The organism is Chromatiales bacterium, from assembly GCA_020445605.1.
Taxonomy (GTDB): domain Bacteria; phylum Pseudomonadota; class Gammaproteobacteria; order JAGRGH01; family JAGRGH01; genus JAGRGH01.
In genome coordinates this window covers 267,726-288,976 of sequence record JAGRGH010000049.1, presented here as the reverse complement: position 1 = coordinate 288,976, position 21,251 = coordinate 267,726, and the positions used below count along the sequence as shown (strand labels likewise).

Annotated in this window: 19 protein-coding genes and 1 tRNA gene; 15 read left to right on the top strand and 5 right to left on the bottom strand. The window is 62.9% G+C overall.

The window, feature by feature from the left end; genetic code table 11:
• Positions 1-39: 39 nt before the first annotated feature.
• On the bottom strand, positions 40-1,011 hold the full coding sequence (gene trxB, locus KDG50_11705; GenBank protein ID MCB1866089.1) for a thioredoxin-disulfide reductase: 972 nt from the start codon (positions 1,009-1,011) through the stop codon (positions 40-42).
• A 385-nt stretch (positions 1,012-1,396) separates the two neighbouring features.
• Here trxB and KDG50_11700 point away from each other — a divergent pair, with 385 nt between their 5' ends.
• The 8 genes from KDG50_11700 (at position 1,397) to serS (ending at position 11,180) form a co-directional block, all read left to right on the top strand.
• The gene (locus KDG50_11700; protein ID MCB1866088.1) at positions 1,397-2,431 is read left to right on the top strand and encodes an alanine dehydrogenase; all 1,035 of its coding nucleotides are present in this window, start codon (positions 1,397-1,399) and stop codon (positions 2,429-2,431) included.
• A 112-nt stretch (positions 2,432-2,543) separates the two neighbouring features.
• Positions 2,544-4,904 carry a DNA translocase FtsK 4TM domain-containing protein gene (locus KDG50_11695; protein ID MCB1866087.1) on the top strand — a complete coding sequence of 787 codons (2,361 nt, stop codon included), beginning with the start codon at positions 2,544-2,546 and terminating at the stop codon, positions 4,902-4,904.
• Between the two features lies 1 nt (position 4,905).
• Entirely contained in the window at positions 4,906-5,529 is a 624-nt protein-coding gene (gene lolA / locus KDG50_11690) for an outer membrane lipoprotein chaperone LolA (GenBank protein ID MCB1866086.1), read from the top strand.
• 230 nt (positions 5,530-5,759) lie between these two features.
• The gene (locus KDG50_11685) at positions 5,760-7,415 is read left to right on the top strand and encodes a 5'-nucleotidase C-terminal domain-containing protein (protein ID MCB1866085.1); all 1,656 of its coding nucleotides are present in this window, start codon (positions 5,760-5,762) and stop codon (positions 7,413-7,415) included.
• Between the two features lie 372 nt (positions 7,416-7,787).
• The gene (locus tag KDG50_11680) at positions 7,788-9,116 is read left to right on the top strand and encodes a replication-associated recombination protein A (GenBank protein MCB1866084.1); all 1,329 of its coding nucleotides are present in this window, start codon (positions 7,788-7,790) and stop codon (positions 9,114-9,116) included.
• Between the two features lie 100 nt (positions 9,117-9,216).
• The gene (gene crcB, locus KDG50_11675; GenBank protein ID MCB1866083.1) at positions 9,217-9,594 is read left to right on the top strand and encodes a fluoride efflux transporter CrcB; all 378 of its coding nucleotides are present in this window, start codon (positions 9,217-9,219) and stop codon (positions 9,592-9,594) included.
• Complete coding sequence (locus KDG50_11670; protein MCB1866082.1) at positions 9,591-9,899, top strand: DUF190 domain-containing protein; 309 nt, start codon at positions 9,591-9,593, stop codon at positions 9,897-9,899. Before crcB ends, KDG50_11670 begins: the two co-directional genes overlap by 4 nt.
• Positions 9,900-9,905: 6 nt before the next feature.
• Entirely contained in the window at positions 9,906-11,180 is a 1,275-nt protein-coding gene (serS, locus tag KDG50_11665; GenBank protein MCB1866081.1) for a serine--tRNA ligase, read from the top strand.
• A gap of 151 nt (positions 11,181-11,331) precedes the next feature.
• On the opposite strand, the gene KDG50_11660 is transcribed toward serS, so the two are convergent.
• Positions 11,332-11,526: a hypothetical protein gene (locus tag KDG50_11660; protein ID MCB1866080.1), complete on the bottom strand. Its 195-nt coding sequence runs from the start codon at positions 11,524-11,526 to the stop codon at positions 11,332-11,334.
• A 60-nt stretch (positions 11,527-11,586) separates the two neighbouring features.
• On the bottom strand, positions 11,587-12,255 hold the full coding sequence (locus tag KDG50_11655; GenBank protein ID MCB1866079.1) for a Bax inhibitor-1/YccA family protein: 669 nt from the start codon (positions 12,253-12,255) through the stop codon (positions 11,587-11,589).
• Between the two features lie 447 nt (positions 12,256-12,702).
• Between KDG50_11655 and KDG50_11650 the strand changes: the two genes are divergently transcribed.
• From KDG50_11650 to KDG50_11620, 7 genes are all read left to right on the top strand, one after another.
• Positions 12,703-12,792: transfer RNA gene (locus KDG50_11650), tRNA-Ser, on the top strand.
• Positions 12,793-12,958: 166 nt separating this feature from the next.
• Positions 12,959-13,189: a sulfurtransferase TusA family protein gene (locus KDG50_11645; GenBank protein ID MCB1866078.1), complete on the top strand. Its 231-nt coding sequence runs from the start codon at positions 12,959-12,961 to the stop codon at positions 13,187-13,189.
• A 43-nt stretch (positions 13,190-13,232) separates the two neighbouring features.
• A complete protein-coding gene (locus tag KDG50_11640) occupies positions 13,233-13,715 on the top strand; it encodes a DsrE/DsrF/DrsH-like family protein (protein MCB1866077.1) in 483 nt (160 codons plus the stop codon).
• Between the two features lie 141 nt (positions 13,716-13,856).
• Complete coding sequence (locus tag KDG50_11635; GenBank protein MCB1866076.1) at positions 13,857-14,771, top strand: LysR family transcriptional regulator; 915 nt, start codon at positions 13,857-13,859, stop codon at positions 14,769-14,771.
• The gene (locus KDG50_11630; GenBank protein MCB1866075.1) at positions 14,771-15,142 is read left to right on the top strand and encodes a Crp/Fnr family transcriptional regulator; all 372 of its coding nucleotides are present in this window, start codon (positions 14,771-14,773) and stop codon (positions 15,140-15,142) included. The genes KDG50_11635 and KDG50_11630 overlap by 1 nt, the downstream gene beginning before the upstream one ends.
• Before the next feature lie 11 nt (positions 15,143-15,153).
• Positions 15,154-16,230: an AI-2E family transporter gene (locus tag KDG50_11625; GenBank protein ID MCB1866074.1), complete on the top strand. Its 1,077-nt coding sequence runs from the start codon at positions 15,154-15,156 to the stop codon at positions 16,228-16,230.
• The gene (locus KDG50_11620) at positions 16,227-16,898 is read left to right on the top strand and encodes a sel1 repeat family protein (protein ID MCB1866073.1); all 672 of its coding nucleotides are present in this window, start codon (positions 16,227-16,229) and stop codon (positions 16,896-16,898) included. The genes KDG50_11625 and KDG50_11620 overlap by 4 nt, the downstream gene beginning before the upstream one ends.
• Before the next feature lie 91 nt (positions 16,899-16,989).
• On the opposite strand, the gene KDG50_11615 is transcribed toward KDG50_11620, so the two are convergent.
• Entirely contained in the window at positions 16,990-18,414 is a 1,425-nt protein-coding gene (locus tag KDG50_11615; protein MCB1866072.1) for a PhoH family protein, read from the bottom strand.
• A 5-nt stretch (positions 18,415-18,419) separates the two neighbouring features.
• Complete coding sequence (gene ppc, locus KDG50_11610; GenBank protein ID MCB1866071.1) at positions 18,420-21,251, bottom strand: phosphoenolpyruvate carboxylase; 2,832 nt, start codon at positions 21,249-21,251, stop codon at positions 18,420-18,422.

Genomic DNA, 21,251 nt, shown 5'->3' with positions numbered 1-21,251 from the left:
ACGGCCTGTTACATCGCCGCCGAGTGGTCTGCTTGCGGGTTATTTGGCCGCTGAGGAATGGGCCAAGGCGTCGAGGTATCGCTCGGCATCCAGCGCCGCCATGCACCCGGTTCCGGCCGAGGTTACTGCCTGTCGGTAAACATGGTCCATGACGTCGCCAGCCGCGAACACCCCTGGGACCGATGTCGCCGTGGCGTTCCCGTCGCGCCCGCTCTGCACGCGAATATAGCCGTTGTCCATGTCCAGCTGTCCCTGGAAGATTCCGGTGTTCGGGACATGTCCGATGGCGATGAACACCCCGTGCAGATCAATGTCCCTGGCCGAGTCGTCGACCGTCGATCGGATGCGCATGCCGGTCACTCCGCTGTCATCGCCGAGCACTTCGTCGAGGACATGGTTCCACTCGATGCGCACATTGCCGTTGGCGGCCTTTTCGAACAGTTTGTTCTGCAGGATTTTTTCGGCACGCAATTCATCGCGCCGATGCACGAGTGTGACCTCGGCCGCGATGTTCGCTAGATACAGCGCCTCTTCCACGGCGGTGTTGCCGCCGCCGATGACTGCGACCTTCTGGTTGCGATAGAAAAAACCGTCACAGGTTGCACAGGCTGAAACGCCCTTGCCCTTGTATTTTTCCTCGGATTCCAGGCCGAGATAGCTTGCCCGAGCGCCGGTTGCGACGATGAGTGCATCACAGCTGTAGGTGCCCGAATCGCCGTAAAGCAGGAACGGTCGCTTGCCGAGGTCCGCGCGGTGGATGTGGTCGAACACCAGATTCGTGTCGAACCGCTCGGCGTGCTTGCGCATGCGCTCCATCAGGTCCGGCCCCTGAACACCGTCGTCGTCGCCGGGCCAGTTGTCGACGTCGGTCGTGGTCATGAGCTGGCCACCCTGCTCGAGACCCGTGATCAGGACCGGATCGAGGTTCGCGCGCGCCGCATACACCGCCGCCGTGTAGCCGGCGGGGCCCGAGCCAAGGATCAACAATCGATGGTGCTGTATCTCGCTCATGTACAATCGCTCCACATCGCACAGCACCGTTGTGCCGGATGGTGCATTGGCGGTAAATCCAAGGGAACTCTGATCAAACCATCCTGGCTCGCCAGAGCGGCGAAAACGAAAAGGCGCAATCTCTCGTCTTCATTCACTTTCCGCGGCTTGCAGCCGTCGAAAACTGCGGCGCGTCCGTACGCAGCAGGAAACGCAGATTCGATCAGCGCTTCCTCAGATGGGTTTGGCGGGCCGGGACCTCAAGCCCCGCTGTGTTGCGGCCGGCGCCTCGCGGGCCACCGCTCTGACCCGGCCAGACCGCCGAAAACCCTTCATGAACGGCGCTGGCGCGGAGCGTCGCTGGGGTCATACTACGTTTCCCTTCCACAATGGTAAAGGTGACGGGATGCACATAGGCGTGCCGCGCGAAACCAAGTCCCACGAAGGGCGCATAGCGTTCACGCCCGCGGCCGTCCAAGAGCTGGTCGACGCCGGTCATGCGGTCAGCGTGGAGACCGGGGCGGGCGTGGCGAGCGGGTTTGCGGATTCCGAATACCTCGCAGCCGGCGCCCGGACCGGAACCCGCACGCAGGTCTGGTCCGAAACCGACATCGTCGTGAAGGTCAAGGAGCCGCAATCCGACGAGGTTGCCATGCTCCAGGCCGGACAAACGCTGTTCTGCTTCCTGCATCTCGCAGCCGTGCCGGACCTCGGGCCGGCGCTGGCGGCCCGCGGCGTGACGGCGCTGGCGTTTGAAATGCTGTTCGCGAACGGCGCGTTGCCGTTGCTGGCGCCCATGAGCGAGATCGCCGGCCGTCTGTCCATTCAGATCGGCGCGCATCTGCTCGAACAGGCCGGTGGCGGTCGCGGTGTGCTGCTGGGCGGGATTCCGGGCGTGGAGACGGGGCGCGTCGTGGTGCTGGGCGCGGGTACCGCGGGCCTTGCGGCAGCAGGTCTGGCTGCCGCCTTCGGCACGGCGGTCGAGGTGTTCGACCTGAAACGCGAGGCGCTGGGTCGCGCGCGGGCGATCGGCCCGAATGTCAGCGCGCTGTTTGCCGAGCCCGCAGCCATCGGCGAAGCGGTGCGCGCGGCCGATCTCGTGATCGGTGCCGTGCTCGTCCCCGGTGCGCGGGCGCCGGTTGTCGTGACCCGGGCGATGGTCGAAGCCATGCGTCCCGGGAGCGTAATCGTAGACATCTCGGTCGATCAGGGCGGCTGCGTGGCCACCACCCGTCCGATGCACCATGGCGAAGCGCCTTATGCCGTGAACGGCGTTCTACACTCGACGATCACGAATCTGCCGGGCATCGTGCCGCGCACCTCGACCCTGGCTTTGTCCGGTGTGTTGATGCCCTGGGTGCGACGCCTGGCGAACCCCGATTGGCGGGGCGATCCCGCGCTGGCCGGTGCGATCAGTGTCGACGATCAGCGCGTGATCTGAAAGGGCCGCCGCCCGGCGCTGAACCATCCGGTACGGTACAATCCATGCCATCAACATTATTCAATCAAACAAGTGCTTATAGACAGTTTCAACACTTGTTTCGAGGTGCGTAATGGCGCAGGCGCGTAAGGCCCAGCCGGCCGCCGAACGGCACCCGATCCTGGCGCGCGGCGTGCGCGAGGCCGCGCTGCTCGTCGTGCTCGTGTGCGCCGCCTACGTACTGCTGGCATTGCTGACCTATCACCCGCAGGACCCGGCCTGGTCACATGCGGGCGGTGCGCATACGCGCGTCCAGAACGCCGGCGGCTGGATTGGCGCCTGGGTCGCCGACGTTTCCCTGTACGTCTTCGGGCTGTTCGCGTTCCTGTTTCCCCTGCTCATCGGGCTGGCCGGCTGGCGCTGGCTACGGCCCGCGTCCAGTCGCGGCGCGCCAGCACACGGTCCGGGCCTTCTCGCGATCCGGATCGGCGCCCTGGCCGCCACCATCATCGCGGGGAGCGCGCTCGCGCGGCTGCTGCTCGGCGATGCCGGCATGGCCGCAGGGCTGCCGGCGACCGCGGGCGGCGTCCTGGGTGACCTGGTTGCGAATGCACTGGGCGCCCAGGCGGGCGCCGTCGGTACCAAGATCCTGCTGCTCGCACTGTTCGTGGTTGGCATCGTGCTGTTCACGGGCTGGTCGTGGCTCGGGTTCATCGATGCGGTGGGCCGCGCGACGCTGGACATGCTCGCGGCGATCCGCAGCGGCTGGACGCGACTGCGCGAATCCTCGCGTGCGCGCGCCAGTGCGGCCGAGCGTGAACGCACCGTGAAGGCGACCTCGAAAAAGATCGAAAAGCGCGAGCCGGTGCGAATCGAGCCGGTCGTACGCACGGTCGAGCCGAGCCCGCGTGTGGAGCGCGAGCGGCAGAAGCCGCTGTTCAAGGCGACGCCCGGTCCGGCTGGGGCCCTGCTGCCGGCGCTGGATCTGCTCGATGCGCCGCCGCCGCAGAAGGGCGGTTACTCGGCCGAGACGCTGCAGGCGATGTCCCGGCAGCTCGAACTGAAACTGGCGGATTTCGGCGTGGAGGCCGAGGTCGTCGCGGCGACGCCCGGCCCGGTGATCACGCGATTCGAATTGCAGCCGGCACCGGGCATCAAGGCGAGCCGGATTGTCGGACTCGCGAAGGATCTTGCGCGGGCGCTGTCGACCGTCAGCGTGCGGGTCGTGGAGATCATCCCCGGCAAATCGGTGATCGGCATCGAGATCCCGAACGAGCAGCGTGAGCTCATCGCGCTGTCGGAGATTCTGCACTCGCGTGACTACGACCGCTCGGCCTCGCCGCTGACGCTGGTGCTCGGCAAGGACATCTCCGGGCAGCCGATCGTTGCGGACCTTCAGCGCATGCCACATCTGCTGGTGGCGGGAACGACCGGGTCCGGTAAGTCCGTGGCCCTGAACGCCATGATCCTGAGTCTGCTCTACAAGAGCACGCCCGATCAGGTGCGACTGATCTTCATCGATCCGAAAATGCTCGAGCTGTCGGTCTACGAGGGCATACCGCATCTGCTGGCGCCGGTCGTGACCGACATGGCGGATGCTTCGAGCGCCCTGCGCTGGTGTGTCGCCGAAATGGAGCGCCGTTACCGGCTGATGGCGGCGTTCGGCGTACGCAACATGACCGGCTTCAACCGCAAGCTGGACGATGCCGCCAAGCGCGGCGAGCCCCTGCGCGACCCGTTCTTCGTGGCGCCGCCGCCGTTTACGGCCGATGGCGAGCCCGCGGTGGTGGAACCGGCGCCGCTGCTCGAAAAGATGCCGTTCATTGTCGTGGTGGTCGACGAACTCGCCGACATGATGATGATCGTCGGCAAGAAGGTCGAGGAGCTGATCGCGCGCCTCGCGCAGAAGGCCCGCGCCGCCGGCATCCATCTGATCCTTGCCACACAGCGCCCGTCGGTGGACGTCATCACGGGGCTGATCAAGGCGAACATTCCGACGCGCGTGGCATTCCAGGTCTCGGCCAAGGTGGATTCGCGCACGATCCTCGACCAGATGGGCGCCGAGACCCTGCTCGGACAGGGTGACATGCTCTACCTGCCACCCGGTACGGGGCTGCCGGTACGCGTGCACGGGGCCTTCGTGGGCGACAACGAGGTCCACAAGGTCGTCGAATTCCTGCGATCCACCGGCGAACCGAACTATGTCGCCGGTGTCACAGACGACACAGCCGATCTGCCACTGTTGCCCGGCGAGGTGCGCGACGGCGACTCCGCGCGCTCGAATGGCGGTGAGTCCGACCCGCTGTACGACCAGGCCGTGCGCATTGTCACCGAGACGCGCCGGGCGTCGATCTCCGGTGTCCAGCGTCGCCTGCAGATCGGCTACAACCGTGCCGCGCGCATGATCGAGGAGATGGAGGCGGCCGGCATCGTCTCGGCGCCCATGCACAACGGCATGCGCGAGGTCATCGCGCCGCCACCGCCGGAGGACTGAATTGATTGGACTGACCCGGTTTGTTCTGTTCGCGTCGCTGCTGGTCGCCGCCGGGTTCGCGCGGGGCGATACCGCGAGCGAGCGGCTGGAAAAATTCCTGTCCGACGTCAAGACCCTGCGCGCGAGTTTTGTGCAGACGGTTTACGACGAGCATCACCGCGAGTTGCAACGCGGGAGCGGTTTCCTGCTGCTCAGCCGCCCGGGTCGGTTTCGCTGGACCTACATCGAACCCACCGAGCAGATCATCGTCGCCGACGGGCTCAGCATCTGGGTGCACGATGTCGAACTCGATCAGGTCAGCGTCGCGTTGCAGTCGCTGGCGTTGCGAAACACGCCGGCGGTTCTGCTCGCCGGTGGCGGGCGCATAACCGACGACTTCGATGTTCGCGATCTCGGCCTGGAGCGCGATTATCAGTGGGCCGAGATGACGCCGCACGACCAGAGTGGCGACTTCACGCGCCTGCGGGCCGGTTTCGGACTAAAGGACCTGCGCGTGATCGAGATCGACGATCGACTTGGACGCACGACGCGCATCGAGTTTCGCGACGTCGTGCGCAACCTCGAGCTTGATCCAAAGGAATTCAAGTTCGAACCACAGAACGCCTTCGACGTCTTCCAGGGCTGATGCAACGGAGCGCTCGGGCGGCGGCCGGGTGGTGTCTGCTCCGGAGTGCTGGATATTGGTCTGATGGCGAATTCCCGGGTGAACACGCCCGACTTGCGCGGGTTTCGCTTTCCATACAGATGGCGCGATCGCTCATTATCAAAGGCATCAGGAAGATACACCGCGCGCACGGCGAACTGGCCCATTCCGTCTACACTGGGCAATAGGTCCTTTTTATTCAAGGGGTGCCGGTGTCGTTAAAACCACTTGATCCACTGAACATTCTGGGACTGGTTTTTCTATCCCTGGCGCTGGGGATTACGGCCAGGGGCTTGCAACCCGCAGCAGAGCCAACACTGCGCATTCTGTGGACAAATGACACGCACGGCTATTTGAGCCCGCTTTTTCATCGCGAGGAAGGTGATTATCAGTTTGTCGATCGCGCGCGGGAGGAAGGCCGCTCGGGCGGCATGGCCCATATGGCGGCTGCCATTGATCAGCAGCGGCAGCGCCATCCAGATCGTACCTTGTTGGTGGACAGTGGCGACACCTGGCATGGCACAGCCGTGCCGGTGCGCTTGGCTGGCAAGCCGGTGGTGGAAGTCATGAACGCGATGGGCTATGACGCGATGGTGCCCGGCAATGTGGACTTATTTTACGACCAGGGTACGGTGGAGGCCTTGTTCGAAGCCGCAGAGTTTCCGATTGTCGCAGCCAATTTCTACGACGCCGAGTGGGGTGAGCGCGCCGATCTGCCCAATCTGAAACCGTACATTGTGCGCGAACTCAACGGCATAAAGGTCGGCATTATCGGCATGACGTATCACTGGATGTCGAAAGTCACCAATCATCCGCAGTGGAGCTTCGGCCTGCGACTGGACGAGGTGCAGGCCGACGTGGACAACCTGCGGAACAAGCAGGACGTTGACGTCGTGATCCTGCTCTCGCACATGGGCTGGAAGGTGGATGCGAAGTTCGCCGAAATGGTCAACGGCATTGATGTGGTGATCGGCGCGCATACGCACGACGCGCTATACCGACCCGACCTCGTGCACAACGCCAAAAGCCAGCGCGGTGTCATCATTGTGCAAAGCGGTTCGCACGGCAAGCTGCTGGGCCAGCTGGATCTGCACATCGCCAACAAGCGCGTCGTTGAATTCGAGCAGACCCTGTTTCCGATTCGGGCCAACCAAATCGAACCTGATCGAGAAATCGCGGCAATGATCGAGAAATTCCGCGCACCATACAAGGAAGAGCTGGAGCGGGTCATCGGTAAAGCCGAAACGGTGATTTACCGCCAAGGCACGTGGCAAAGCACTGGCGACAATCTTGTCACCGACGCGCTGCGCGAGCGCACCGGTCAGAACATCAGCGTCGCGGAGCCGGGGCGCTACGGCGCGAGCATTCTGCCCGGCGATATCACGGTGGAAGACGTTTTCAATCTGGTGCCCACCGAGGCGCCCGTGCACACCATGAAATTCTACGGCCGCGATATACAAGCGATGCTGGAAGCGGCCGTGGATAACGTCGTCACCGACGACATTCTGCAAAAGGTCGGCAGCAATATGTGGCGTTTTTCCGGCGTCGAGCTGGTGGTCGATCTAACCAAGAAACACCCGAACAGAATCCAGAAAATCACCGTCGACGGGCAACCGCTGGCTGCTGACCGGCTTTACTCCCTGGCCGAGTTTAATCTCTTTCTCAGAAACAGCCCGTTAGCGGTCGACGGCAAGAAAACCCACTTGGTCGGTCCGCATGAAATCATCGCCTACATTGAGGATCGCGGCACCGTGGCGCCGGCGCTCGATCACAGGCTTGCCACGCCGCAGGGCGACATCCTCGGCGATCATCTGCACCTGCCAACAATCTGGCAGGAGGCCGGCAAGAGCGAAGTCACCACAGGCTGAAATCAGCCTATTCGGTATCGCGGGCGAGTCGATCAGAACGGGCAGTTGATGGAAGCGAAGCTTCCCGGGCAATGATTTCCTGATCAGACGTTCAAGAGGTTTCAACGGTCGTATCGTAGCGGCACCGGGCACGTCGTTCTCGACGCGCTGGATCTGACTGGGCGGCTGACGGCACGGCTGCCGCGGCCGCTGGTCAATCTGGTCCGCCAGCATGGGCGTATGCACCAAACAGGGTACACCGCGCGCTGGCGACGACGACGGGTGGGGGCCGGAGTACCGGTGTGATGGGCCGGTCCCGGGTAGAATCATCCGAAATGCATGCTTGTGCTGCTTTTCCCGCCACATTGAAACTCGAACCACAGACCGCCTTCGATGTCTTCCGGCGATGACGCACCGGCCGGAGCCGATACACGGCCGCTGGCCGACCGTGTGCGGCCGGCTACGATCGATGCGCTGAGCGGTCAGGCACATCTGCTCGGTCCGACCGGCCCACTTGCCCAGGCGCTTCGAACCGGCCGCCTGCATTCGATGATCCTCTGGGGCCCGCCTGGCACTGGCAAGACCACGCTAGCACGCATGCTGGCCGACGCCAGCGGCGCGCAATGGATCAGCCTGTCCGCCGTGCTCTCGGGCGTCGCCGATATTCGCAAGGCCGTCGCGGAGGCCAAGGCGCACGCAGGGGCGACCGTGCTGTTTGTCGACGAGGTACACCGGTTCAACAAGGCGCAGCAGGATGCGTTTCTGCCGCATGTCGAGGACGGCACGCTGACCTTCATCGGCGCGACCACCGAAAACCCGTCCTTTGCGCTGAACAACGCGTTGCTCTCACGGGCCCGTACCTATGTGCTGAAGTCGCTCGAGCCCACGGAAATCGTCGCGATTCTCCAGCGCGCACTGCGAGAAGACGCGGCGCTGGAAGGACTCTCCGGACGATTTGAGGACGACACACTCGCGCTGATCGCGGACATGGCGGACGGCGACGCGCGGCGCGCGCTGAATCTCCTCGAGCAGCTGTCATTGCGGATCGGGGAGGGGCGTGATCCGGTCAGGCGCGGGCGCGCCGCGGAACTCCTCGCCGGTGGCGACGGGCGACGGTTCGACCGCGGCGGCGACGTGTTCTATGACCAGATCTCCGCCCTGCACAAATCGATTCGAGGCTCGTCGCCGGATGCGGCGCTGTACTGGCTTGCGCGCATGCTCGACGGCGGCACCGACCCGCTGTATCTGGCCCGGCGCCTCGTGCGTATCGCCAGCGAGGACATCGGCAACGCCGATCCGCGCGCATTGCGTATCACGCTGGATGCCTGGGAGGCGCAGGAACGGCTGGGCAGCCCGGAGGGCGAACTTTCGTTGGCGCAGGCCGCGGTGTATCTGGCCTGTGCGGCCAAGAGCAATGCGGTATACGCAGCCTTCAACGCAGCGCGTTCCGCCGTCCAGGAACAGGGTTCGCTTGCGGTTCCCATGCATCTGCGCAACGCGCCCACTGCGCTCATGAAGTCCGTTGGGGCGGGGCGCGACTATCGGTATGCCCATGACGAGCCGGAGGCCTACGCGGCCGGCGAGACCTATCTACCGCCCGAACTGGCGGGGCGGCGTTTCTATGTGCCGGTCCCGCGCGGACTGGAGATCAAGATCGCTGAAAAACTTGCCCGGCTGCGCGATCTGGATGCGCGGAGCGGGTCTTTCCCGACCGACGAATAGCCGCCATATCCTGATCAGTTCGCCGTCCGGGCCCGGTCCAGAACTGTTCGCCGCGGGGCGGGTTCGGTACCATCGCGGACTTTGATTCTTGGGCCCAACCATGTGGCACACAGTGGCCATCGCCGGGGGCGGTGCAGTCGGCGCGCTGCTGCGCTACTGGACCGCGCAGGCCGTCTACGCGTGGCTTGGACGCGGGTTCCCGTGGGGCACGCTGGTCGTCAACGTGTCGGGGTCGCTGGTCATGGGCGTGCTCTATTTCCTGATGATCGAGCGGCTCGCGGTGGCTGCGGAATGGCGCAGTTTCTGGCTGATCGGGTTGTTGGGTGCGTTCACCACGTTTTCGACCTTTTCGATCGAAACCTTGAATCTGATCGAGCAGGCCGACTACACCAAGGCCGTGGCAAACATGCTGATCAGTGTTCTGGCCTGTGTGGGCGCAGCCTGGCTGGGTATGGTGGTGGCGAGGCAGGTGGGATGAAGGCGAACGATGTAACCGTGGTGCGAATCTACTGTAGCGAAGCGGGAGACCACTATCGCTCGCTGCTCCGGATTCTGCATGACCAGGAGCAGGTCGCGGGTGTCACCGCGTTTCGCGGCATCGCCGGTTTCGGTTCGCACGGTCGCGTGCATGAAGCCGGCCTGCTGGACATGTCGGCCGATCTGCCGATCATCATCGAGTTTTTCGACCGCCCGGAGAAGGCTGCGGCGGTGATCGAACATCTGAAGACCCGCGTCGCGGCCGGCCACATGGTGTCCTGGTCAGCGACCCTTCATCTGGATTGAGAATTCATGCTTGACCCGAAACGACTGCGCGGCGACGCAGCCGCGGTAGCCGCGGCCCTGACCAAACGCGGTTTCACCCTGGACACGAACGCACTGGATGCACTCGAGTCACGCCGCAAGGCGACCCAGCTCGCGGCCGAGCAGCTTCAGGCCGAGCGCAATGCGCGCTCAAAAGCGATCGGGCTCGCCAAGGCCAAGGGCGAGGACATCGCGCCGCTGCTGGCCGAGGTGGCCGATCTCGGCGAGCGCATTAAGGCCGCCGAGGCCGAGTCCGAGCAGGTCCAGGCCGAACTGCGCGCGCTGAGTCTGGGCATTCCGAACGTTCCGCACGAGTCGGTGCCGGTGGGCACGAGCGAGGCGGACAACCTTGAGGTCCGACGCTGGGGTGCGCCGCCGGAGTTTGATTTCGAACCGCGCGACCATGTCGATGTCGGCGCGGGGCTGGGGCTCGATTTCGAATCGGCGAGCCAGCTCTCTGGCAGTCGCTTCGCGGTTATGCTCGGCCCGGTCGCCCGTCTGCACCGCGCGCTTGCGCAGTTCATGCTCGAATTGCACACGACCGAGCACGGTTACACCGAGGCCTACGTCCCGTACCTGGTGAACGCCGCGAGCCTGACCGGAACCGGCCAGCTGCCAAAGTTCGAGGCCGATCTGTTCCGTGCCGCGGGGCACGATCTGTACCTGATCCCGACCGCGGAGGTGCCGGTCACTAACCTGGTGGCCCAGGGCATCGTCGAAGCGGATGCGCTGCCGCTCAAGCGCTGCGCGCACACCCCGTGCTTTCGCAGCGAGGCCGGCTCCTACGGAAAGGATACCCGCGGCATGATCCGCCAGCACCAGTTCGACAAGGTCGAGCTGGTGCAGATCGTCGCGCCAGGCAACTCCTACGAAGCACTGGAGGAACTCACGACGCATGCAGAGACCGTCTTGCAGCGTCTGGGGCTTGCGTATCGGGTCGTCGCGTTGTGCGGTGGCGATCTGGGCTTTTCCGCGGCGAAGACCTATGACCTGGAAGTCTGGCTGCCGGGGCAGGGCGCCTATCGGGAGATCTCCTCGTGCAGCAATTTCGAGGATTTTCAGGCGCGGCGCATGCAGGCGCGCTGGCGCAATCCGGCGACCGGCAAACCCGAGCCGGTGCATACCATCAACGGCTCCGGGCTGGCGGTCGGACGCACATTGGTGGCGGTGCTGGAAAATTACCAGCAGGCCGACGGGAGCGTCGTGATCCCCGAGGCGCTGCGGCCGTTCATGGGCGGACAGGAGCGTCTAACAGCTTGTTGAAAAAGGCCCATCCATGGCCTTTTCAACGTCGCAACCGAAAAGCGTGGTTTTCGGTTGCTCACGAAAATCAAACACTTGCATGTTCGATTTTCGGGCGAGACCCTTCCTGTCTCGCGTAAAGCCGGGCTGAGGCCGCAAATGCGACGCTCGATCAGGACGATTTGACGTACTGGATCAGCAGGTACACAAAGCCGATCACCACCGCCAGTGCCAGCAGTGCGGCCGGCCAGTCGCCGGGCTTGGCGTCCGGGGTGGCCTCTTTGACCGCCCGCCAGCGGCGGATCATCATCACCAGCCACATGACCAGCACCGCGGCCCACAGCCATTGGGTCCAGTGACCGGGCATTTCGGGGTATCGGTGGGCGGAAAATGCGTCCGGCCCGCAGGGGGGCCGGACGCCGTTCGACTAGTCGTCGCTCGTCAGCCCGAGGATGTTCAGCAGGCTGATGAAGATGTTGAAAATGCTGAGGTAGATGCCATAGGTGGCCATGATGTAGTTCGTCTCACCGCCGTTGATGATGCGGCTGGTGTCGAACAGGATGAACCCGCTCATGAGCAGCAGGATCACCGCGGAGATGGCCAGCGAGAGAATCGGCAGCTGGAAGAACAGGTTCGCGAGCATCAGCACGACGACGCCGATCATGCCGGCGACCAGAAAGCCGCCCATGAAGCTGAAATCCCGCTTGCTCGTAAGGGCATAGGCGGACAGACCCAGGAAGATCACGCCCGTTCCGCCGAACGCCGTTGCGACGATCTGCGGACCCTTCGGCAGCGACAGGTAGATCGACAGGATGGCGCCGAGTCCGAAACCGAGCAGACCCGTGATCAGGAAGATCACGCCAATGCCGGCCGCCGAATTGGCCGTTCGTGGCAGCACGAAGATGCCCAGCACCATGGATGCGATGACCGCGATCAGGTAGGTCATCGGCGACATCTCGAGCGCCATGGACGCCATTGCCGTCAGCGCGCTGAAGCCAAGGGTCAGCGCGAGCAGCAGGTAGGTGTTTTTCAGAACCCGGTTCGTGGTCAGCGCGGAGCCGGCACGTGCCGGGATCGCACGGATCGAATCATTCATCGGAGCGTTGCCTCCAGGTAATCGACTGGTTCGGGGCTTAACAGGTTGTTGAAAAAGGCCCATCCATGGCCTTTTCAACGTCGCAACCGAAAAGCGCGGTTTTCGGTTGCTCACGAAAATCAAACACTTGCATGTTCGATTTTCGGGCGAGACGTCCCTGTCGCGCGACATCAGGCTGTTGAAAGGAGAATTTCAACAGCCTGTTAAGACCGCAGCGGACTCGCGGTGTTCCCGACCGGGACCCATCCTACCTACGGTTGTGCTCGGGTATTATGCGGGCGCGCGTCACGGATGCAAGCCGTCGTGGCTCGGGCCAGATCTATGAGCCTGGCGCGTGGCAGGCACGATCGGTCCCGCGCTTGCAGTGGTTTGGGCATAATCATGCGTAAGCCGATGATTCCGCTGGATCGGTCTAGGCCGGCGCTGATCATCGGTGGGCACGTTCCCGGAGAGGTGGCAGAGCGGTTGAATGCACCGGTCTTGAAAACCGGCAGGCCCTTGCGGGCCTCGTGGGTTCAAATCCCACCCTCTCCGCCAATTCAACCCGGCCCAGCGGTTGTTGCATCGCCGGGCAGTACGCCAGCGCGCAATTGCATTAATCGCTCCATTACGTGACAATATAAGAATCTACTAATCCCAAAATCCGGCGCGCCGGTTCCCTTGGTGGCCGTTGCCGGAGGCGATTCTTACTGCGAGGTGAACCATGTCTGACTTCGATCAAGAACTCGACGCGACCGGCCTGAACTGCCCGCTGCCGATCCTGCGTGCGAAGAAAACCCTCAATGGCATGACCAGTGGTCAGGTGCTGCGCGTGATCGCGACGGACCCGGGCTCGGTCAAGGACTTTGAGGCGTTCGCGAAGCAGACCGGCAATGCGCTGCTGAAGTCCGGCGAGGCCGACGGCAAGTTCATGTTCCTGCTCAAGCGGGCCTGATTGAACGCGGTCCGACCAGAGACCGGAACCGGAGGGTAAGCAAATGTCCGATACCAAGAGCTTGGCCATCATCGCTACAAAGGGTTCGCTCGACTGGGCGTATCCGCCGTTCATTTTGGCGTCGACCGCCGCGGCGCTCGGCTACGACACGCAGATCTTCTTCACCTTCTACGGGCTCCAGCTTGTGCGCAAAAAGCTCGACCTGCAGGTGACGCCGCTCGGCAATCCCGGAATGCCCATGCCGCTGGCAATGGACAAGTGGTTCCCGGTTGCATTGACCGCACTGCCCGGCATGCAGAGCATGATGACCTTCATGATGAAGAACAAGATGAAGGCCAAGGGTGTGGCGAGCGTCGAAGAGTTGCGCGAACTGTGTCAGGAGGCCGAGGTCAAGCTGATCGCCTGCCAGATGACGGTCGATCTGTTCGACTTCGATCACAAGGATTTCATCGACGGGCTCGAGTTTGGTGGTGCCGCGACGTTCTTCGAGTTTGCCGGCGAATCGGACATCTGCCTGTACATCTGAACGAACAAACCCGTGGTCCGGTTCCGGTCCGCGGGTTTTTTTTGCCGGTTGGCATAAGAAATTTATTTCTGTATATAAGAACCGCCTCTCAAGCGCGTCGCGTTTTTTTCGCTCACGCCGGGACATGAGACCAGAACCACCATGGCCGATCGTCGTCTACAGGTGTTTTTCACGGTCGCGAAGCTGCTGAGCTTCACGAAGGCCGCCGAGGCGCTGCACATGACGCAGCCCGCGGTCACGTTTCAGGTTCGTCAGCTCGAAGAACAGTTCAACACCCGACTGTTCGATCGTACGCATAACCGCATCTCCCTTACGGATGCCGGCCGGCGGGTCTATGAGTACGCCGATCGCATCTTCGATCTCTACGCGCAGATGGAGAACGCCGTCAAGGAGGTCACGGGTGATGTCAGCGGCGCGCTGCTGCTGGGTGCGAGCACGACGGTGGCTGAATACATGCTGCCGTCGCTGCTTGGCGATTTCAAAAAGCGTTACCCGGACGTCGAGATACATCTGAAGGTCTCGAATACCGACGGCATTGTGCAGATGGTGGAGAACAACACCATCGATCTCGGCGTTGTAGAAGCACCGGTCGCGAACAAGAATCTCGACGTCGAGGTGTGCCGGATCGACGAACTGGTCGTTGTGGTCGATCCGGATCATCCGCTCGCGAGTGCCGGCAGCGTGAGCGTGGAACGCATGACGACGTTTCCGTTCATCTGCCGCGAGGAAGGTTCGGGCACGCGCGAGGTGATTGCGGAATACCTGCGCACCGCGGGCGGATGCGACGAAAGCGCGATCAAGATCAGCATGGAACTCGGCAGTCCCGAGGCCGTCAAGGGTGCGGTCGAAGCCGGCATGGGGCTTTCGATCATCTCCAAGACCACAATTGCAAAAGAGCTACAGCTGGGCACCCTGCGGGCAATTGCGCTGGATCCGCCGCTGGAACGACCATTCTCGTTCGTGCGCCAGAAGCAGAAATTCCGCCACCGGGTAATGGAAGAATTGCTCGAGTTCGCGCGCGACTATTGCACCGAGACAGTAGAACCCAGCGTTTGATTGCGAATCCGGCGATCACGGGCGGCCTTCAACGCCGTCTGCTCAAACTGTTCGCGGACCTGGACGCGCGTGATCAGGAAACCGTGCTCGCGCTCGTCGAGGTTCTGGCCGGGCGTCGTCAGGCCAATGCAGAAGTGGCGTCCGCTGTTCCGGTGCTCACCCCTCGGCCTGAATCCGAAACCGTCGTGGGCGCGATGCGCAGGCTGTCAGGCGACTACACCATGCTGAATACCGACGATCTGCTGCACGAGGCCTCCGCCCTGATGAGCGAGCACATGCTGCAGGGGCGCGATGGCGCCGATGTGATCACCGCACTTGAGACCCTGTTCGCACGTCATTACACGAAGCGTTTTGGCGCTCCGAAAGGATAGGCAGGCCCCCCATGAATACCCTGACCGCTTGGTTCAAGCGAACACTTGCCGATCCGCAAATTGTCTATCTGTCAATTGCGCTGATCGTCGGCTTTGCGATCGTTCTGTCGATGGGCGAAATGCTCGCGCCGGCGCTCGCGGGGGTGGTCATCGCGTACCTGCTCGAGGGTCTCGTTCGCCCCCTGGAGCGTGCCCGTATTCCGCGGCTGCTTGCCGTGATCATCGTGTTCCTGCTGTTTCTGGCGCTGGTTCTGCTCCTGATTTTCGGCATGTTGCCGCAAATCTCGGTACAGGCAACGCAGCTGATCCAGGAACTGCCAAGCATGCTCGCACGCGGGCAGGAACTGTTGATGACACTTCCGCATCGTTACCCGGAGATTGTTTCAACCGAACAGGTCGACGATGTGATCCGCGTGATCAAGGGCGAGATCGGCGTTTTCGGACAGCGCATCTTGTCATTGTCGCTGTCATCGGTCGTCGGCCTGATCACCATCATGGTCTACGCGATCCTGGTGCCGCTGCTGGTGTTTTTCTTCCTGAAGGACAAGGATCGCATCTTTGCCTGGTTCGGCCAGATGCTGCCGCGCGACAATCATCTTGCGAAACGGGTCTGGTCGGATGTTGACGCGCAGATCGGCAACTACGTGCGCGGCAAGTTCTGGGAAATCTTCATCATCTGGGCTACCAGTGCACTGACGTTTTCGATCATGGGTCTGCAGTATTCGATGCTGCTTGGCATGCTGGTTGGGCTGTCGGTGATCATTCCGTATATCGGCGCGGCCGTGGTCACGATTCCCGTGCTGGCGGTGGCTTATTTCCAGTGGGGCTGGCATTCGGACTTCTTCTACCTTTCGATTGCGTATTTCGTCATCCAGGCGATCGACGGAAACGTGCTGGTTCCACTGCTGTTTTCCGAGGTCGTTAATCTGCATCCCGTCGCGATCATCGTCGCGATCCTGTTCTTTGGCGGGCTTTGGGGGTTCTGGGGCGTGTTCTTCGCGATCCCACTGGCAACCCTGGTGCAAGCGGTGCTGCGCGCATGGCCGCGAACGGCCGACGCCGCAGCCGGCACCAACGCGCCGGCGTGAGCGACTGTGCAGATCTGGGCGTGGCGCTCGACGCGCTGCGCGACGGCCGCTTTGAAACGGCACTGCCGGTACTCGAATGTCACGCGAATGCCGGTGTGGCGCTGGCGCAGTATCACCTCGCCTGGGCCTATGCCAACGGCGACGGCGTGGGGCTTAACTACGTGGTTGCCGGCGAGTGGATGCTGCGTGCGGCGCATTCCGGGTTCGCGCCGGCGCAGGCGCGCATCGCCTGGATGTATGCCAACGGTCTCGGAGTCGATCACGACGACTTGCAGGCCGGCCGCTGGTATCGTGCGGCGGCCGAGCAGGGCTCGGCCAACGCCCAGTACATGCTGGCGACGATGTATCGCTGGGGACGTTATGGCGCCGAACGTGATGCACAGCAGATGTTGCGCTGGTATTCGCGCGCTGCGGAAAGCGGGTTCGCCCCGGCTCAGTATCAGCTGGGCAAGCTCGCCATGGAGGGAAAGCATGTGGACCGGAATCCGCTGGTCGCCTTCCGCTGGCTCGTTGCTGCGGCGACTAATGGCAGTGCCTCGGCCAAGAAGTCGCTCGAGAAACTCCACGCACAGATGAGTCCGAACGAACGTCGCGCCGCGCAGGCGTTGCTGAGCGGCAAGCAGGACAGTCGCGGTTCAACCGCCGGGCGGGGCCAACATCAGGCCTGACTGACGATCAGCCAATCGGCGGGCCGAACCATGGCCCGCACAGACTTGCGAAAAGGGAAAAGTCGGTGTTCCGTCCGGACCATACGGCCTGTCACAGGACCTGCGACGCATAGTCCGCCAGTCGCGAACGCTCGCCGCGGCGCAGCGTGATGTGGCCGCTGTGTTCCCAGTTCTTGAACCGGTCCACGACGTAGGTCAGCCCGGACGAGGTCTCGGTCAGATACGGCGTGTCGATCTGGGCGATGTTGCCCAGGCAGACGATCTTCGAACCCGGCCCCGCGCGCGTGATCAGGGTCTTGAGCTGTTTTGGCGTAAGGTTCTGTGCTTCGTCGATGATGATGTACTTGTTCAGGAACGTGCGCCCGCGCATGAAGTTCACCGAATGGATGTGGATCCGGCTTGCAAGCAGGTCGTTTGTCGCACGTCGGCCCCAGTCACCACCCTCGGTCTTTTCGGTCAGCACTTCGAGGTTGTCCATCAGGGCGCCCATCCACGGCGCCATCTTTTCCTCCTCCGTGCCGGGCAGGAATCCGATGTCTTCGCCGACCGGCACCGTCACGCGCGTCATGATGATGTCGCGATAGCGATTGCGGTCCAGCACCATGGTCAGACCGGCTGCCAGCGCGAGCAGCGTCTTGCCCGTGCCAGCCATGCCGAGCAGGGTGACGAAATCGATTTCTTCGTCGAGCAGCAGATTCAGCGCGAAGTTCTGTTCGACATTACGCGCGCGGATGCCCCATACCGCGTGGTGCTCGTTGCGATGGTCGTGTACGCGTTCAATCACGGCCGATCCTTCGCCGACTTCCCGAACGATCGCATCCATGGAACTGCCGATGCTCAGGCACTGGTTCGGAAACCAGCCTTCGATCTCGGGGCCGGTGATGCGATAGAAGGTACGCCCGTCGGTTTCCTGCCAGGAGGCGATGTCCTTGCCGTGCGTCTCCCAAAAGCTCTCGGGCAGCTCGACATAGCCTGAATAGAGCAGGTTGACGTCGTCGAGCACCTTGTCATTGAAATAGTCCTCGGCATAGATGCCGAGTGCCGCGGCCTTGATGCGGAGATTGATGTCCTTGGAGACCAGAACGATCTCGCGTCCGGCGTGTGCTTCGCGCAAGGCAATGGTGATCGCGAGAATCGAATTGTCCGCCGACTGTCCAGCCAGGGATTTCGGCAGGCTGGCCTCCAGCGCCTCGGTCTGCAAGAACAGCCGGCCGGTGGCCTGTCCCCCATGTCGCCCGGCGAATCCGTATCCTTCGAGCGGGAGACCGGCACGAATCTGCTCGGCATCCAAGTCACGCACCATGTCGTCCAGAAACCGGCTGGTCTGGCGCACGTTGCGTGCGACCTCCGAGGTTCCCTTCTTCGCGGAGTCGAGTTCCTCGAGCACGACCATCGGCACGAACAGATCGTGTTCCTTGAAACGAAACAGCGCCGTCGGGTCGTGCATCAGCACGTTCGTGTCGATCACGAACAGGCGTGTTTCGGTCGTGGCAGACGATGCGGGTGGCTTTGTCATTGTGTTTATCCGGTGTTTCTCATGCCGGCGGCAATTGCATTGATGGTGCGCAGCACGACCTGGGTGGCGTTGTCACGTTGTTCGGTGGAAAGCCGTGCATCCCGTACGCGGCGCAGTCGATCGACCTGGATGAAGTTCAAGGGGTCAAGATACGGGTTGCGCCGCTGCAGTGACAGGGCCAGCACCGGATCGTCCTCCATCAGCGCTGTCTGGCCCGTGATTGCGATGATCATCGCGACAGTGCGCTCGTACTCTGCGCGGATCCGGGAAAGGATGGGCTCGGCGGTTCCGGGGTCTTCGGCGAGACCTGCGTAGTATCGCGCGATATGCATTTCGGCCTTGTACAGCGCCATCTGCGTGTTGGACAGCAGGGCGCGGAAGAACGGCCAGGTTCTGAACATGGATTGGAGCTTCTCAAGTGCGTCGGGCGCGCTGTCCGCGAATGTCGACAGGGCACTGCCGATCCCAAACCACGCGGGCAGGGTATGGCGTGACTGCGCCCACGCAAACACCCAGCCGATTGCCCGGATGGACGACTTCGAGCGGTCGCCCTTGTTGCGGTGCGACGGGCGCGACCCGATGTTCAGGAACGCAAGTTCGTTGGCCGGCGTCGCCTGGTAGAAGTAGTCCATGAACCCGGTCGTGCGTTCGGTCAGATCGCGAAAGTTGCGCTCGCTCTCGACGCTTAGCGTGCCGGCGACTTCCGCGAAGTCCTGGTAGTTGTCCTCCGGCTCGCCGAGCAGATCGCAGCTTGCCTTGATGGTGCCGGTCAGTCCCATGGCGAGTTCATAGATGGCCGTCTCGGGATTGCTGTAGCGATACGAGATGACTTCGCCCTGTTCGGTGAACTTCAGGCGCCCGCGCACGGTGCCCGGCGGCTGCGCGAGCACGGCCTCGTGGGTCGGACCGCCGCCACGACCGATCGTGCCGCCGCGACCGTGGAACAGCAGAAACTCTACGGCGTGATCGCGGGAGATCTCCGCGATTCGGCTTTGCGCCTGATACAGACTCCAGGCCGAGGTCAGCATGCCGCCGTCCTTTGCCGAGTCCGAATATCCAAGCATGATTTCCTGAATGTCACCGCTGGCGTGCAGCAGTCCTCGATAACAGGCGTTTGAGTACATGCCACCGAGCAGGGCGTTGATGTTGCCGAGATCGTTGATCGTCTCGAACAGTGGCGCGACGCGCAGCCGGCAGAACCAGTCGTCGCCGCGGCGACCAGCGAGCCCTGCGATTCGTGCCAGCAGCATGACCTCAAGCACATGGGAGGCGCGCGAGGCCATGGAAATGATGTAGCTGCCGAACGCATGTGAACTGACCTCGCGACGCATGACCGGAACGGCCTCGAGCGTCGCGATGACCTCGTTCGCTGTCTCGCTGAGTCGGCTGCGATCCACCGGCAGCGATTCACGCTCGATCGCTGTGGCAAGCACCTCCAGGCGCGCCGCCTCATGCAGACTCTGATAATCAGGCGCATTCCACTGCTGCGCGAGCACTTCAGCAACGGCTTCGGTGTGTCGTCTGGCTTCCTGGCGCAGGTCCAGTTGCATCAGGTGGAATCCGAAGCTTTCGACCAGGCGCAGCAGGTCGCTGAGCGCTGCATTGGCAATTGCCTCGTCGCCGGAGCGCACGAGCAGGTGACGAATGGCCTTCAGATCGGACTCGAACTCGTGCGCGGATTGGTAGGCATCGGGCGCGTCCGTGACCTTCTCGGACCCCGCAAGGCGCGCTTCGACTGCATCCAGCCGTGCGCGCAGTCGTGTCCGGATGATGTCCAGCCGGTGACGATACGGTTCCGATGCGAAACGTCGCGGGTTCTGCATGCGCAGCCGTACACTGATGGTCTGGTCGACCTCGCCGAGGTTCTCGATAATTTCGTTCGCGCCGGGGCTGAGGGCCGCGGAATGCGTCAACTGGCTGATCAGTTCCGACACGCGCCGGATATATTCCCCGAGCACCGTCGCGGTGTGATAGCGGACGGCCATGCAGGTCTGCACCGCCGTCACGTTCGGGTTGCCATCGCGATCGCCACCGGTCCAGGAGCCGAAACGGATCATGGTCGGCAGGTGCAGAGGGTGACCACCGTCGGCGACCGGGTAGGCGCGCTCAAACGCGCTGGCCATGCGCCGGTACATGTCCGGCAGGGTGGAGAACAGGCACTGACGGAAATAGTGCATGTTGTTGCGAATCTCGTCCTCGACCTGCGGTCGATGCGCGCGCACCTCATCGGTGTGCCAGATGGTCTGGATTTCGCGTTTGACTTCCGCGATCAGTGCGCGCCGATCGGCCTCGGCCAGGCCCGGCTGTTCAAGTTTGAGCGCGGTGGTGAACAGCCGCCGCAACCACATCAGCATCGTGCGACGTTTGGCCTCGGTCGGGTGCGAGGTGAAGACCGGCTGGTAGTGGATGCGCTCGAATAGGCCAAGCACCTGATCACGACTCAGACCCTGCGCGGCCAGTGTCGAAAAGGTATGTTCAAACGAGCCGACCCACAGGCCCTGGCCGAGCCGCTTGACACGCTCGCGCTGACGAAACAGGTGGATCTCGTCGGCGATGTTGACGAGACTGAAATAGATGTTGAAGGCGCGGGTGATCGGTACCAGCTCGATGTCCGAGAGCTGCGCGATCGCGGCGATCAGTCGCTGGCGCAGGCGTTCGTCGTCGCGCTTGCGCAGCCTGACGAACCCCGAGCGCAAACGCTCGACGGCAGCCAGCGTCTGCGCGCCGGCCTGCTCGCCGACGACCTCGCCCAGCAGAGTGCCAAACAGCTTTACGCGGCGGCGAAGTTCCGCGTCGCGTTCCAGCGCGAACTGATGGAAACGATCACGTTCGTCCAT

Excerpts from the sequence above, each read along its gene's own strand:
- KDG50_11655 (MCB1866079.1), bottom strand. The coding sequence starts at position 12,255 with ATGAATGATTCGATCCGTGCGATCCCGGCACGTGCCGGCTCCGCGCTG.
- ppc (MCB1866071.1), bottom strand. The coding sequence starts at position 21,251 with ATGGACGAACGTGATCGTTTCCATCAGTTCGCGCTGGAACGCGACGCG.
- KDG50_11615 (MCB1866072.1), bottom strand. The coding sequence starts at position 18,414 with ATGACAAAGCCACCCGCATCGTCTGCCACGACCGAAACACGCCTGTTC.
- crcB (MCB1866083.1), top strand. The coding sequence starts at position 9,217 with ATGTGGCACACAGTGGCCATCGCCGGGGGCGGTGCAGTCGGCGCGCTG.
- KDG50_11670 (MCB1866082.1), top strand. The coding sequence starts at position 9,591 with ATGAAGGCGAACGATGTAACCGTGGTGCGAATCTACTGTAGCGAAGCG.
- serS (MCB1866081.1), top strand. The coding sequence starts at position 9,906 with ATGCTTGACCCGAAACGACTGCGCGGCGACGCAGCCGCGGTAGCCGCG.
- KDG50_11660 (MCB1866080.1), bottom strand. The coding sequence starts at position 11,526 with ATGCCCGGTCACTGGACCCAATGGCTGTGGGCCGCGGTGCTGGTCATG.
- KDG50_11635 (MCB1866076.1), top strand. The coding sequence starts at position 13,857 with ATGGCCGATCGTCGTCTACAGGTGTTTTTCACGGTCGCGAAGCTGCTG.
- KDG50_11680 (MCB1866084.1), top strand. The coding sequence starts at position 7,788 with ATGTCTTCCGGCGATGACGCACCGGCCGGAGCCGATACACGGCCGCTG.
- KDG50_11640 (MCB1866077.1), top strand. The coding sequence starts at position 13,233 with ATGTCCGATACCAAGAGCTTGGCCATCATCGCTACAAAGGGTTCGCTC.
- KDG50_11695 (MCB1866087.1), top strand. The coding sequence starts at position 2,544 with ATGGCGCAGGCGCGTAAGGCCCAGCCGGCCGCCGAACGGCACCCGATC.
- KDG50_11625 (MCB1866074.1), top strand. The coding sequence starts at position 15,154 with ATGAATACCCTGACCGCTTGGTTCAAGCGAACACTTGCCGATCCGCAA.
- KDG50_11700 (MCB1866088.1), top strand. The coding sequence starts at position 1,397 with ATGCACATAGGCGTGCCGCGCGAAACCAAGTCCCACGAAGGGCGCATA.
- KDG50_11645 (MCB1866078.1), top strand. The coding sequence starts at position 12,959 with ATGTCTGACTTCGATCAAGAACTCGACGCGACCGGCCTGAACTGCCCG.
- trxB (MCB1866089.1), bottom strand. The coding sequence starts at position 1,011 with ATGAGCGAGATACAGCACCATCGATTGTTGATCCTTGGCTCGGGCCCC.